Source organism: Pseudomonas sp. PAMC 29040 (genome assembly GCF_003994535.1).
Lineage (GTDB): Bacteria > Pseudomonadota > Gammaproteobacteria > Pseudomonadales > Pseudomonadaceae > Aquipseudomonas > Aquipseudomonas paraversuta.
Map to the genome: position 1 here is coordinate 324,294 of NZ_RZAA01000002.1, position 14,154 is coordinate 338,447.

The following is a 14,154-nucleotide window of genomic DNA, read 5'->3' on the forward strand; positions in this document are numbered from 1 at the left end:
TAGAGCAAAAGCCATGAGCCGCAAACAACAACTCCTCAAGCGCCATCGGCGCAACAAACGCGTGGGTCTGCTGATTGGCCTGCTGCTGTTGATTGCCAGCGGTGTGCTGCTGGCCTGGTGGCTGCCGCCGGTGTTGGCGGTTCTGGGCTGGGTGGCCCATGAAGCCTGGTTTGCCGACCACCTGTTCTATTCACCAAAAGATGATTATCAGTACAGCTTTGCGCCGGACACCGAGCGTGTGGCGGTACGTCTTGAGGGCGAAAGGCTGGTAGTCGATCAGCCTCCGAGCCTGACCGGCGACGAAACCCTGATTCTGGCGGTCAGGATCAAGGCCGGGATACTCGGACGTTTTGTCGATCCTTTCGTGCAACTGTTCGCCGCCCAGGCGACGGATAAACAGACCTTCGAGCGGGGGGTTAACGGCCTGCGCTATCTGAATCTGAGCGGCTTTGCGTCATCGCTGGCCAGCGGCACGTTGCGCCTGCAAGGACGTTTTTGCCGAGTGGCGGGCGAGCCCGAACTGTGGGTGTTCCGCCAGCCCGACTACCGTGATCAGCGGGTCATGGTGATCGCTCCCCATGCCGACGATGCCGAGCTGGCCGCTTTCGGGTTGTACAGTCAGGCCGCAGAGGCCTGGATCGTGACCCTGACCGCTGGCGAAATTGAAGCCGGGCATTATCAGCAGATGGGCCTTGGACGCGCCGAAGCGGCGCGACTCAAGGGCCGTCTGCGGGCCTGGGACAGCCTGGTGGTACCGCGTTGGGCGGGCGTACCCGAAGCCCATTGCGCGCAGCTGGGGTATTTTTGCCTGCAGCTCCCTGCGATGCAGGCGGCCCCCGATCAGCCCGTTGCCTCTCGCGAAGCTGACCTGAGCGATATCCGCCTGTTTCGTCAGCTCAATCCGTTTGCGCTGCCCGGTGATCTGGATGGCGCCCCGACCTGGAACAACCTGCTGGCGGACTTGCGCGCCTTGATCCTGCGGGCGCGCCCCGAAGTCATGGTGCTGCCGCATCCTGCAATCGACCCGCACCCGGATCACATCTGTGCCCACGCCGCTGTTCTTGAGGCGCTGCAAGGGCTGGAGTGGCAACCGACGACGATTCTGGGGTATGCCAACCATCTGCACGATAACGATCGCTGGCCAATGGGCGATAGCGGTGATGGCATTGCATTGCCACCTGTATTCAACCCGGCCCTGGTATTGCAGCCTTGCAGTTTGTCGCTGACCCTTGCGCAGCAGCACGACAAGGCCATGGCACTGGGCATGATGCACGACCTGCAACCCCGTGCCGCGCTCAAGCGGCGGGTTCGTCGCTCTATACAACAGCTCCTTGCAGGCAGAAAGCCATCACCTTATGGTGAGAATGAGTTTTTCCGCAAAGCAGTCAGGCGTCATGAGCTTTTCTGGCTGCTCCAATAATAAAAGCACAGTAAACAGGGCCATAGCATTGGCTCTAATCTCGACCTTTACATTGAGTTCCCAGTGATAAAACCAACGCCACGTATTTTATTTATCATCCCGTACTTCGGCCAATGGCCGTTCTGGATGCCGTTTTTTTTGCAAAGTTGTCGGCACAACCCTGATATTGACTGGCAGTTTTTCAGTGACTGTGGGGTACCTGAAAACCTGCCTGCCAACGTGACAGTCCAGACCATCAGTTTTGCTGATTATTGCCGCAAGGTCTCGCAGCGCCTGGAGATCAATTTCGCGCCCAAAAATGCCTACAAATTGTGCGATATCAAGCCCGCTCTGGGCTATATCCATGAAGACTGCCTGGAAGGCTATGACTTCTGGGCCTTTGGCGATATCGATCTGATCTACGGCGATTTGCGCAGTTATTTCACGGCGGAGCGTCTGGCCAGGTTTGATCTGTTTTCGACCCACGAGCGACGAGTGGCGGGGCATCTGTGCTTGATGCGCAATACACGCTGCAAGCTCGAACTGTTCAAGAAAATAGAGGGCTGGCAGCAGCGGTTTACCGACGATCAGCATCATGCGCTGGACGAAGGGGCTTTCAGTCGTATCTTCCTGTGGCGCAAGAATTTCCCCAAACCACTATTTGAACTGGTGGGCAAGTTCAATCCGCTTCGTCGTACCAGTGACTTTACCGAGGCCTTCAGCACGCCGGGTGGCTGCATAAAGTGGCATGACGGCACTGAAAACTTCCCGGCCAAGTGGTTCTGGAAGAATGGCATATTGAAGAATGATCGTGACGGCGATCATACCTTTCCGTACTTTCACTTCGTGTGCTGGAAGCGTAATGAGTGGGCGAAGTTGCCAACGCCCGATCCAGCTTCAATCCAGTGTCTGGCTGCAGAGCCCTCCTGGGTTATTGATGCCACCGGATTCCACCGGGGAGAGTTATGAAGCGTTCAAAGGTTTTGCAGTTGCAGCCCGATTACAACGTCAAATCCCATGACTTTGCCGACCTTGCCGAGCAGATCGTGCGCGCGCTGCCCAGCGAGCGCTACGAAATCACGGCGGCATTTTTGCGTGGTCGTCCGGGGCCGGGCGAACCAGTGAGCAAGGCCGATCATTCGGTGTATTTCGAGTTCAGCGACAAGTCGCTCAAGGGCATGCGTATCCGTGCCATGTGGGCGTTATACAAGTTCTGTCGTAAAGAGCAGTTCGATGTAGTGATTTGCAACCGCTTCAAGCCGGTGAACATGATGCTGCAACTCAACCGCTGGCTGAAAATCCCGTTGTGTGTGGGGATTTCCCACGGTTTTGGCGAGTACGACCGCTTTTACCGGCGCAGTCAGGCCAAACGCCTGATCGATAAAGCCTGGCGTTTTGTCGGCGTATCGCCTGCGGTCAAACAGTACTTGCTCGACTGCCAATGCGGTTTCACTGAGCAGAATACCTACGCCATTACCAATGCCATCGACATCGAGCAGGCCGAGGCTTTGCAGCTGCCACGCCAGCAGGCGCGCGAAAAGCTCGGCCTGGATCAGGATGCGCGGATGATTGGCGCGCTGGGTCGCCTGGTGCCGATCAAGGGCCATCGTTTTTTGCTGCAGGCTTTCGCCGCCCTGAAAGACAAATACCCCCAGGCGCAACTGGCAATTATTGGTGCTGGCCGCGAAGAGGCGCGTTTGCGCGAGCAGATCGGGCAGTTGGGGCTTGAGGGGCGGGCACACCTGCTGGGCTTTCAGGAGAACGCACTGCAGTACGTTCGCGCCTTCGATATCTGGACCATGCCTTCGCTCGCTGAAGGCCTGGGGCTGGCGCTGCTGGAAGGCATGAGCGGGCATTTGCCGGTTATCGCTACCAATGTCCCGGCCATGTTGCCGTTGATTGAGGGGGCAGGCGGTCTGGCAGTCAAGCCCAGTGACGTGGTGACACTGACCGCTGCGCTGGATGAATACCTGGCATTGCCGGATGCAGCACTGCAGGCCAAGGGCGAGCAGGCGTATCGTTACCTGCAGGAGCACCATGACATTGAGGTGTTCCGTCAGGAGTATCTGGACTTGATTGACTCTGGCTTGAGCCAGGCACGTAAGGATCACCCATGACAGACTCGCAGCCACTGGTAACGGTGATCATCGCTTCCTACAACCATGCTCCATATATCGAGCAAAGCATCCAGAGCGTTCTGGATCAGACCTATCCCAATATCGAGTTGCTGGTTATCGATGATGGTTCGCCGGATGACAGCGTGGAGCGCATTCAGCGCCTGCAGCAAGCCCATGGTTTCGACTTTCGGGTACAGCAGAATCAGGGCCTGACCAACACCCTGAACGGCGCGATTGCCCGCGCCAAAGGCAGCCTGATTGTGCCGTTCGGTTCGGATGACATCATGATGCCGGACCGCATTGCAGTTCAGGTCGCCTACATGGACGGCAAGCCCGAGGTCGGTATTTGCGCGGGTAACATCGAGCTGATTGATGCCGAGGGCAATCTGTTCCCGGAGAAGCGCCAGCGCCGTGACGTACCGTTTCGCCGTCTCGATTTCGAAGACATGTTTCTTGAGCGCAAGCCTTATCCGCCGGCCCCGACCCTGATGATTCGTCGTGAGGCGCTGGACAAAGTGGGGGGGTTCGATCCGCAGATCCGCCTGGAAGACCTGTATATCGAGCTGAAGGTCACCCATGCCGGGTACTTCATTGATGGCTTGAACGTGGTGATGGCGCGCTATCGCAAGCACGCCACCAACTCGTACAAAAACCACCGGTTCATGATCGACAGCATTCTGAAAACCTACGCGTTATTCAGCGATCACCCGCTGTATGACCAGGTGCGGTACAAGTTTCTCAATTCCATGTTCCTGAAAACCGCCAATCGCAACCGGGCCCTGGCCCGGGAACTGCTGGCTCAAATCCCGTTCCGGCACTGGACGGGCAAGACCTGGCGGGGCCTGGGGCGGCTGTATTTTTCGCCGCTGGAAAAAGACTAGGACCTGCCTGCAGGAATGAGCTGGCTCGCGAGCTTTTTCAACGACCGGATCTTGCGAACAAGCTCGCTCAGCAGGTCAAGCCTTGGCCCTGACCTGCGCGCGCTGGCGTAACCAGTCCACGACCTTTTTGCCGGCATTCATGCCGGGCTTCTCGATGTACAGGAAGGTCAGGCTGCTGACGATGATCAGCAGGCAACAACACAGCGCCCCCAGCATCACGAAGGTCAGTGGTTCTGTGGTATCGAAGGGCAATATCAGTGGCGTACGCTGGATCATCAGCCAAATCAGGAAACCGTGCAGCAGATAGGTGCTGTAGCTGATTTCGCCCATCCAGCGAATGCTGCGCAGGGTCAGTGCGCCGAACAGCGTGTGGCCCGAGGCGATAATCGAGAACACCAGTGTCAGCAGCACCAGAGGCAGGAAGGCGAAGCTTTTCTGAAACTGGGTAATCACCAGCAGCAGCACAATCAGCGCAATGCCCCCCGCAAGAGGCGTCTTGCTCCAGGCCGCCAGCCTGGGCTGACGTACCCAATAGGCTGCTGCCACACCTCCCAGGAAACTCATGAGGAAGTGCTTCTTCAGCGAGTGTTCCCAGCCGACCAGCTGATACAGGGCGTAGATACCCAGCAGGCATAAAACGGTCTGCCTCCAGTTACGGCGGTACAGAAACACCATCCCGAACAGCGGCAGTGACATATAGAAGAACACTTCGTAGTTCAGGGTCCAGGTCACGTTCGAAATCAGAATGCCGGTCTGCGGGTACTGGTTGATGTCGGGCCGGTCGAAGATCAGCCAGCTCATGATCTGGCCGGCCACTTGCAGCGGGGCGTCCTTGAACGTCCAGTCCTGGATATAAAACACGCTGAAAATCACCAGCACCAGCAATGGCAAGTACAGCGGGTAGAGACGAAACACCCGCGACACGGCGAAGGCCAGCCAGTCGAAGTCGCGCCTCTTTTCCATGAGGCGCCCCCAGAACAGAAAGCCGGTGATCATAAAGAACAAGGCCACACTTGCCAGTCCGATCTGGGCGTAGAACTTGCTCTTGGGCACATCGAACACCCCGGTATGCAGAAATACCCAGATGATTGCCATGTGGTGAACGAACACCCCGAACGCCAGATAACCGCGCAAGCCATCGACGCTGGCATAGCGGCTTTGGCCTGGATGGCTGAGGAGGCGCTGGAGTGCCGGGAAACACCGCAGCAGTAGCCCGGAGGTGGCTATCGCCAGGGCATACGCCATCAGCGCCCAGAGAACGCTGTCGTTCGCCAGGCTCAAGTTTTGACCGCCCGGGAAAGCGCGGCAACCTGTACGCGCAAACCTTCCACAGCGCTCGGGGATGCCAGTGTGGCGTAGCCTTGCAGCAGCTCAGGGAGTTGCTCTTCGAACAGCCAGCGGCGGTCTTCAGGGTAACGTTGCATGTGGCGCAGATTTCTTTGGCGCAAGGCATTTCTCAGGGGGGAGGGGAAAATACGCATGTCTGCGATATCGATCAGCGCGAACTCGCCATCGTCCATCAGCAACACATTGCCCAGGTGCAAGGACCGGAAGTACACCCCCTTGTCATGCAACAGGGCCAGGAATTTGCCAAAACGTTCGACCAGCGCTTGCCGCACGGCGGGTGAGCCCATGGACTGCATGACCTGGCGCAGTGTTTGGCCTGGCAAAGGCTGATACAGCACGGCTGTGCTGCCGTCGTTGAGTTGGTACAGGTCGAGAATTGTTGGCGCCGGAATGCCCATAGCCTGCAAACGCTCGCTGTTTACGGCAAAGCGTTCCGAGTACGGATTGAAGCTGCCAGAGGTGTAGCAGCGACGCTCGCGGAACAGCTTGAGGAAGTTGCCGTTGTCCAGACGCAGAACTTTAGGCCCCAGACCGTCTTCCTCAATGATCTGTGCATGGGCTTTCAAGGTGTTGAAAGCTGCGTCAGGTAGCCGGTGGACAGGCCGGTCACGCAGGGTTTTCAGGCGCCGATTGATGCTCAGGGCAGCGATCAGGGCCAGAGGGATCCACAGCAGATACCAGTGCTCTTTAGGTCTTGAAAGAATGCCGCCGCCCTCGGTCAGGCCGGCACCAATGCCGTACACCAGCCAGGCGGAAGCCAGGATGAACAGCGGTTGCACGCGATGACGCCAGCTGCTGTACAGCGCCCATGCCTGGATGAGCAGCCAGGGCACGAAGCCCAGAATGCCCACGTAGTAAATCACCCCCAGAGCGAAGTTGTGCGGCTCGCTAAAGGCGTAGCCGATGTCTGGCAGTTGCAGGGCCAGGGAGGCGTCAAAGCCATGGCCGGTCCAGGGCTTCAACTTGATTTGCTCCAGGGTCAATTGCCACAGATCAAAGCGAAACGAGCTGCCGCGGCTTAGCATCATTTCGGAGAACAGTGTCATAACCACAATGCCGCCCGCGGCCAGCATGCTGATCAGCGCCAGCGAGCGACGGTTCCAGCAAATGAAGCTCAGCCAGATCATGCCCAGGACTATGGCTGCCAGAGGCGTTCTTGAGCCCGTAGCGAGCAGGGACACGAACATGATGGCAAAGGCAGGTATTGCGATTAACAGGACATGCGGGCGTTTGCAGGTCATGGCCAGCGAGAGCCAGTAAATACAAAAGAACCCGAAGGCATGGGAGCTGAGCAGTGGATTGTCGAATGCACCAGCGCCGACCATCCGGGCTTGCGGGACGTAAGCCTGGGCAAACATGTACAGGTTATAAACAGTGGCGATCAAGGCAATCAGCGCGGCGCTGAAGAACACTGGCTGCAGGCTTTCACTGCGGTATTTGATCAGCAGTGAGCAGCCCAGAAACAGCATCAGCAGGTGCAAGGGGGGCCTGAGCTCGTCGAGGAAGCTGTCGCTGGTGTCGCTCCAGATCAGGCTGACCAGTGCCCATGCTGAAAACACAATGAAACCGAGAATGATGGGCTCGCGCAGGATTTCTTTCAGTTCCCGGGGGCGTAAAACGATCGCGATCAGGGTAGGGATACTGAAAAAAGCGTAATAAAGTTTGTGATGAAGGCTGCGTCCAGGCAAAAAATAAAGGTCGGATAACAGCAATAACAAGCCGATGGGCAGGAGCCATAGGCAAATAAAGTCAAATAACCGTTGTTTTGAATAACTTAAGTAGCTGAATTGCATGCGGTAAAATTCATTCCAGATTTTGGACAGCCATACTAGCGTAGTGGCCATTTAATGTCGTTTTTGCTACCCCTTGGGGCATCACCCCAACCGGCACGCAGTACACCAGAGAAGCTGTGATAAAGTCAGCATCCTTTTTTACTAACCGCCGCGTGATATGACTGAATCCAGCCCCAGCGAAAGCCAATCGAGCGTAAGAATCTATCTGCGTCTTTTAGGCTATGTCCGACCCTACATCGGCCTTTTCCTGCTGAGTATTGTCGGGTTCCTTATTTTCGCTTCGACTCAACCCATGCTTGGTTACATCCTCAAGTATTTCGTTGACGGCCTGTCGAACCCGGATGCGGTGTTGTTTCCCAGCGTCCCTTACCTGCGTGATTTACGTCTGCTGCAGGCCGTGCCGATACTGATTGTGTTGATTGCAGCATGGCAAGGCCTGGGCTCGTTTCTGGGTAACTACTTTCTGGCCAAGGTGTCCCTCGGCCTGGTGCATGACTTGCGGGTCCAGCTGTTCAACAACCTGCTGGTACTGCCCAACCGCTATTTTGACAAGCACAACTCCGGCCATCTGATCTCGCGCATTACCTTCAACGTGACGATGGTGACCGGGGCCGCCACTGATGCGATCAAGGTGGTTATCCGCGAAGGCATGACGGTGGTGTTCCTGTTCGCCTCGTTGCTGTGGATGAACTGGCGCCTGACCCTGGTGATGATCGCAATTTTGCCGCTGATTGCGGTGATGGTGAGTACCGCCAGTAAAAAATTCCGTAAACAGAGCAAGAAAATCCAGGTGGCAATGGGTGATGTAACCCACGTAGCGTCCGAGACCATCCAGGGTTATCGCGTCGTACGCAGCTTCGGCGGCGAGACCTACGAGCAGAAGCGCTTTCTGCAAGCCAGCCAGAGCAACACGGACAAGCAACTACGTATGACCCGTACCGGGGCGATTTACACGCCGATGCTGCAACTGGTCATTTATATCGCCATGGGCATCCTGATGTTCCTGGTGCTCTACCTGCGTGGCGATGCCTCCGCGGGCGACATGATTGCCTACATCACCCTGGCCGGCTTGTTGCCCAAGCCGATTCGTCAGTTGTCGGAAGTCAGCTCCACCATCCAGAAAGGCGTGGCCGGGGCTGAAAGCATTTTCGAGCAGCTGGATGAAAAACCGGAAGTGGACACCGGAACCGTTGAGCGTGACCAGATTACGGGGCGTGTAGAGGTGCGTAACCTCAACTTCACTTACCCGGACACTGACCGCCAAGTGCTCAAGAATGTATCGTTCATCGCCGAACCCGGGCAGATGGTGGCTCTGGTCGGGCGTTCCGGTAGCGGCAAGTCGACACTGGCGAACCTGATTCCGCGCTTCTATCACCACTCCTCGGGCGAAATTCTGCTCGACGGGGTAGAGATTGAACAATATCGCTTGCTCAACCTGCGCCGCCATATCGCCCAGGTAACCCAGCACGTGACCCTGTTCAGCGACACCGTTGCCAACAATATTGCCTATGGCGACCTGGCCGGTGCACCCCGGGCCGATATCGAAAAGGCCGCGCGCGATGCTTACGCGATGGACTTCATCGAGCAACTGCCGCAAGGCCTGGACACCCAGGTCGGTGAAAACGGCGTGCTGCTTTCCGGCGGTCAGCGTCAGCGTCTGGCAATTGCCCGGGCACTGCTCAAAAACGCCCCGGTGCTGATTCTCGATGAAGCGACCTCGGCTCTCGATACCGAGTCCGAGCGCCATATTCAGGCGGCACTGGATCACGTCATGAAGGGCCGCACCACGCTGGTGATTGCCCATCGTCTGTCAACGATTGAAAAAGCCGACATGATCCTGGTCATGGATCAGGGCGAGATCGTCGAACGTGGTACCCATACACAGTTGCTGGCGCAAAACGGTTACTACGCCCGACTGCACTCGATGGGGCTCGATGCCCCGCAGACCTCCGGCGATATCGCCTAGGGTCATCCTGATTTATGGGCGCCGGCCAGCCGGCGCCCATAAATATGCCTAAGGGCGATCAGGGTTTGTAGCCCTCGCCTGATTCTCATTCGCTGCATTAATACCGTGAACTGACCTGGGTTCACCCTGTGTTAATATCGCGCCTCTGTTCATTTTGTATGTGGGTTCTCCATGAAGTTGTCCATGCCGCGATTCGATCAAGCCCCTGTCTTGGTGGTAGGCGATGTCATGCTCGACCGTTATTGGCATGGCGGAACCTCGCGGATTTCCCCTGAGGCGCCAGTGCCGGTGGTCAAGGTTGAGCAAATCGAAGACCGTCCGGGCGGTGCTGCCAACGTTGCCTTGAACATTGCCGCTCTGGGCGCGCCGGCATCTCTGGTCGGTGTGACCGGCGATGACGAAGCTGCCGACAGCCTGGCCAATAGCCTCAAGGGCGCAGGCGTACGCGCACTGTTCCAGCGCATCGCGCACCAGCCGACCATCGTCAAGCTGCGGGTCATGAGCCGCCACCAGCAACTGCTGCGTATCGACTTCGAAGAACCGTTCGCCACCGACGCGCAGGCGTTGGGGGCCGAGGTGGAAAATCTCCTTGAAGGCATCAAGGTGCTGGTGCTGTCCGACTACGGCAAAGGCGCATTGAAAAACCACCAGGTATTGATCCAGGCCGCGCGTGCCCGGGGCATCCCGGTGCTGGCCGATCCCAAGGGCAAGGACTTCTCGATCTACCGGGGTGCGAGCCTGATCACGCCCAACCTCAGCGAGTTTGAAACCATCGTTGGCGGTTGCGCCGATGAGGCCGATCTGGTGGCCAAAGGCGCCAAATTGATGGCTGACCTGGACCTCGGCGCCTTGCTGGTAACCCGCGGCGAACACGGCATGACCCTGTTGCGTCCGGGCTTTGCGGCCATGCACCTGCCGGCCCGCGCCCGCGAAGTGTTCGACGTGACGGGAGCCGGTGACACGGTTATCTCTACCCTGGCGGCGGCCATTGCCGCGGGTGAAGAACTGCCCCACGCTGTGGCGCTGGCCAATCTGGCTGCCGGGATTGTGGTTGGCAAGCTGGGGACGGCTGCCATCAGTGCTCCGGAGTTGCGTCGCGCGATCCAGCGCGAAGAGGGTTCCGAGCGCGGTGTGCTGAAACTCGATCAGCTGCTGCTGGCCATCGACGATGCCCGGGCCCACAACGAGAAAATAGTGTTCACCAACGGCTGCTTCGACATTTTGCATGCCGGCCACGTGACCTATCTGGAGCAGGCGCGGGCGCAGGGCGATCGTCTGATCGTTGCAGTCAACGACGATGCTTCGGTGAGCCGCCTGAAAGGCCCGGGGCGTCCGATCAACAGCGTTGACCGGCGCATGGCGGTACTGGCCGGTCTGGGCGCGGTGGACTGGGTGATCAGCTTTCCTGAAGCGACCCCTGAAAACCTGCTGGCTCAGGTCAAGCCGGACGTGCTGGTAAAAGGCGGTGACTACGGGATCGACCAGGTCGTGGGTGCCGATATCGTGACGTCTTATGGCGGCACCGTGAAAGTGCTGGGGCTGGTTGAAAACAGTTCGACCACGGCGATTGTCGATAAAATCCGCGGTCAGTAATGATCCCGTCTCTGTTGGAGTGAGCTTGTTCGCGATCTTTTGATCTTGAAAAAGCTTGCTCCTGCAGTGTCATGCCTTGCTCTTCACCACCTTCCTGAATATCTGCCGTGCCTTGCCGGTCAGGCTTTTTAGTCTCGACTCCTTGCCCGGCACGCTCAAACCTTGCTGCACGAGCCAGTCCTTCCAGCGAATGCGCTCATCACTCACCACCCAGCCTTCTTGACGGGCAAAACTCTCGGCCAGATACAGGCCGCGGGTGCTGGCGCTGTGCAGACGATCCTTGTGCAGGGTGTAGAGCTCGGCACAGGGCTGGCCGTCAGTCAGCGGCATCAGGTACAGGTCTGCACGTTTGCGGTCGAGTCGCGCCACTAGCTGGTCGCCCTCCAACCGTTCGTCGACGTGGAACAGGCTCAGTGACTTGGCTTCCTTGGGCACTTCCAGGCGCAGGTCGTAAATCAGCTGCAGCGATGCCGTCGGCAAGTGCACGTAGGCCCTGGGACGCTCGATCAATGGCTGACTGCCACAGCGAACCGGCCGAGCCGCGCCGGACAAGGGCGTGAGACGAAAGGGCAGGGCCTCTCGGTAATGCAGGGCGCTGGCGTAAGGCGCGGGCAACCATGTTTCGTTGAAGCGCCCGCTGAGCCAGCCTTCCGGGGTTTCCAGCAAGCACTCTTCGGCAATCTCCTGGATGGCTGTGTGCAGGGGCAGGCTGACCTCGTGGGCAGGCACGTAGCCCGAGATCAGTTTGAGCACTACGTCGCCACGATCCTGGCGCCGCTGGCGCACCAGCACCCAGTAATCGCGGCCTTGCCAGTTCAGCGTCAGGCGGACGGAGACCCCGAGGTTGGCCAGTTCCAGGGAAAATCGCTGATTGTCGGCGACGTTCACCGGGCGGCGTTTTTGCAAGGTTTGCGCAAAGTTCAGGGGTCTGCCGATGGTCTGGTAGCTCAAGCCTTCGGGCGTGGCTTCGACAAACAACGGCAGGGTTTTAAAGTCGCTGGGGTTTTTGCGAATCAGCGAACGCGGCATGTCGGCTCCTTCTTGCGTCGGGGTCGGCCGCGTCGGCGGCTTTAGAGGTTACGCAGAACCTGGGCAACGGTTGCCACGTTATGGGCCAAGTGCAGCGGATTGATGGTGCCGACAATAGCACTGGCAACCCCGGGATGGCCAAATACCAGTTCGAAGCTGGCGCGTACCGGATCAACCCCGGGACTGAGGCAAACATGACCGCTGGCCAGGGCTTTTTTAACCAGAATCGCTTTGCCGTGGGCTGCCGCGTAATCGATGACCGGGCGTTCGGCCTGTTCGTTGAGGTTGTAGGTGACCATCGCGCAGTCGCCGGTTTCCAGGGCTTTGAGCCCGCCCTCGACGGTTTTTCCCGACAGGCCGAAACCGCGGATCTTACCTTCGCGCTTCAACTCGGCCAGGGTCTCGTAGACCTGGGCTTCGTTGAGGATAGCAAGGTCATTGCCATCCGAATGCACGAGGACCAGATCGATAAAATCCGTTTCCAGACGTTGCAGGCTGCGTTCAACCGAGCGCCGGGTATGTGCGGCACTGAAGTCGTGATGTGATACGCCGTTATCGAACTCTTCGCCGACCTTGCTGACAATCACCCAGTCTTGACGCTGACCCCGCAGCAACGGGCCCAGACGCTCTTCACTGTGGCCATAGGCGGGGGCGGTGTCGATCAGGTTGATACCCAGGTCCTGACTCAGCTTGAGCAGCATTTTCGCTTCGCCATCATCCGGGATCTTGAAACCGCTGGGGTATTTCACCCCTTGGTCACGTCCCAGTTTGACAGTGCCGAGCCCCAGCGGTGAAACCATCAGGCCGGTACTGCCCAGCGGGCGGTGGAACGGGTGCAGGGTTGGCTGGCTCATGGCAACAGTTGCTCCCATGGGGTTTGAGCCAATGGCGGGCGCACAAATTCGGGAAGTACAGGGGCATTGCCTGGGTGGATACCGTCGTTGTGCAGTGCGGTGATGACCCGGTCCGAGAAGTCGGGTGCCAGTGCCAGCTTGGTCGGCCAGCCAACCAGCAAGCGACCCTGGTCGGCGAGGAAGGCGTTGTCCGGACGTACCAGTCCGGACTGTGCAGGCTCTGCCCGGTTGACCCGCAGCGTGGCCCATTGCGCCTGGCTCAGATCGACCCACGGCAGCAAATTGCCCAGTTCTTTTTGCGCCACGGCGATTTGTTCGGCCGGTGTGCGGGCCACTCCGTCGGCCTCGGCAATGTCACCGCCCAGGTACCAGACCCACTCGCCATTGGCTGCCGGATGGGTGGTCACGGTAATCCGTGGCTTGGGGCCGCCGCCCAGACAGTGGGCGTACAGCGGTTTGAGGCTCGGGCCCTTGACCAGCACCATGTGCAGCGGCCGCAATTGTTGCGCGGGTACGCTGATCCCTGCACTGGCCAGCAGTTCGGCATTGCCGGCTCCGGCACTGAAAACGATGCGTTGGGCATGGATCTCGCGCCCGTCGATCCGTAGTCCGATCAGTTCTTCGTTGGCAAACACAGGCTCAATATTCTGGCCAGACAGCAAACCGTCGCCGGCCAGTTCGGCCAGGCGTTCAATCAGGCTGGGGACATCGACCACCAGTTCGGCCAACCGGTACACCTTGCCCTTGAATCGCGGGTCTTGCAGGGCCGGCGGCAGTTGATCGCCTTTGACTTGATCAACACGGCCGCGCACGGCTTTGCTGGCAAAGAAGCTGGTGAGATTGCCGGCCAGGGTGCCGGGTGACCACAGGTAGTGGGCTTCGGAGAGCAAGCGTACTCCGGTCAAATCCAGCTCGCCGGTACCGGCAAGGGCTTCGCGCCAGCGGCGGGGCATATCGGCAATGGCTTCAGAGGCGCCGGTCAGCGCGCCATGTAACGCGTACTTGGCACCGCCGTGGATGATGCCCTGGGACTTTACGGTCTGTGCGCCGCCCAGGGTCCGGCTCTCGACCAGTACCGTAGAAAAGCCCTGGCGGCGCAGGCGGGCATTGAGCCAGAGGCCAGCAACACCAGCGCCGACAATCAGTACGTCGGTGGAAATAACGGATGGCATGGT

11 protein-coding genes are annotated in these 14,154 nt (G+C 58.6%); 6 read left to right on the top strand and 5 right to left on the bottom strand.

Annotated features, from left to right (window positions below; genetic code table 11):
- The first annotated feature begins 13 nt into the window (after positions 1-13).
- From WG29040_RS04405 to WG29040_RS04420, 4 genes are all read left to right on the top strand, one after another.
- On the top strand, positions 14-1,420 hold the full coding sequence (locus WG29040_RS04405; RefSeq protein WP_127195726.1) for a PIG-L deacetylase family protein: 1,407 nt from the start codon (positions 14-16) through the stop codon (positions 1,418-1,420).
- Positions 1,421-1,483: 63 nt separating this feature from the next.
- Positions 1,484-2,368 (top strand): DUF6625 family protein, encoded by an 885-nt coding sequence (locus tag WG29040_RS04410; protein ID WP_029612535.1) that lies wholly within the window; start codon positions 1,484-1,486, stop codon positions 2,366-2,368.
- Positions 2,365-3,516, top strand: coding sequence for a glycosyltransferase (locus WG29040_RS04415; protein ID WP_127195727.1), 1,152 nt, complete (start codon positions 2,365-2,367; stop codon positions 3,514-3,516). The genes WG29040_RS04410 and WG29040_RS04415 overlap by 4 nt, the downstream gene beginning before the upstream one ends.
- Positions 3,513-4,397 carry a glycosyltransferase gene (locus WG29040_RS04420; protein ID WP_127195728.1) on the top strand — a complete coding sequence of 295 codons (885 nt, stop codon included), beginning with the start codon at positions 3,513-3,515 and terminating at the stop codon, positions 4,395-4,397. Before WG29040_RS04415 ends, WG29040_RS04420 begins: the two co-directional genes overlap by 4 nt.
- Positions 4,398-4,472: 75 nt before the next feature.
- Here the strand turns inward: WG29040_RS04420 and WG29040_RS04425 are convergent, their stop codons facing one another.
- Together WG29040_RS04425 and WG29040_RS04430 are read right to left on the bottom strand one after the other, a co-directional pair.
- On the bottom strand, positions 4,473-5,678 hold the full coding sequence (locus WG29040_RS04425; protein ID WP_127195729.1) for an acyltransferase: 1,206 nt from the start codon (positions 5,676-5,678) through the stop codon (positions 4,473-4,475).
- Entirely contained in the window at positions 5,675-7,537 is a 1,863-nt protein-coding gene (locus tag WG29040_RS04430) for a bifunctional O-antigen ligase/aminoglycoside phosphotransferase family protein (protein WP_177412929.1), read from the bottom strand. Before WG29040_RS04430 ends, WG29040_RS04425 begins: the two co-directional genes overlap by 4 nt.
- A gap of 157 nt (positions 7,538-7,694) precedes the next feature.
- Here WG29040_RS04430 and msbA point away from each other — a divergent pair, with 157 nt between their 5' ends.
- Positions 7,695-9,503, top strand: a complete 1,809-nt coding sequence (gene msbA / locus WG29040_RS04435; protein WP_003438945.1) for a lipid A export permease/ATP-binding protein MsbA — start codon at positions 7,695-7,697, stop codon at positions 9,501-9,503.
- A gap of 171 nt (positions 9,504-9,674) precedes the next feature.
- Entirely contained in the window at positions 9,675-11,096 is a 1,422-nt protein-coding gene (gene hldE, locus WG29040_RS04440; RefSeq protein WP_003438946.1) for a bifunctional D-glycero-beta-D-manno-heptose-7-phosphate kinase/D-glycero-beta-D-manno-heptose 1-phosphate adenylyltransferase HldE, read from the top strand.
- 69 nt (positions 11,097-11,165) lie between these two features.
- Here hldE and WG29040_RS04445 read toward each other — a convergent pair whose 3' ends face one another.
- From WG29040_RS04445 to WG29040_RS04455, 3 genes are read right to left on the bottom strand one after another with little or no spacing between them, the layout of a single operon-like run.
- On the bottom strand, positions 11,166-12,125 hold the full coding sequence (locus tag WG29040_RS04445; RefSeq protein ID WP_003438949.1) for a hypothetical protein: 960 nt from the start codon (positions 12,123-12,125) through the stop codon (positions 11,166-11,168).
- A 41-nt stretch (positions 12,126-12,166) separates the two neighbouring features.
- Positions 12,167-12,979: an aldo/keto reductase gene (locus tag WG29040_RS04450; RefSeq protein WP_127195731.1), complete on the bottom strand. Its 813-nt coding sequence runs from the start codon at positions 12,977-12,979 to the stop codon at positions 12,167-12,169.
- Complete coding sequence (locus WG29040_RS04455; RefSeq protein ID WP_127195732.1) at positions 12,976-14,151, bottom strand: FAD-binding oxidoreductase; 1,176 nt, start codon at positions 14,149-14,151, stop codon at positions 12,976-12,978. The genes WG29040_RS04450 and WG29040_RS04455 overlap by 4 nt, the downstream gene beginning before the upstream one ends.
- Positions 14,152-14,154: the final 3 nt, after the last annotated feature.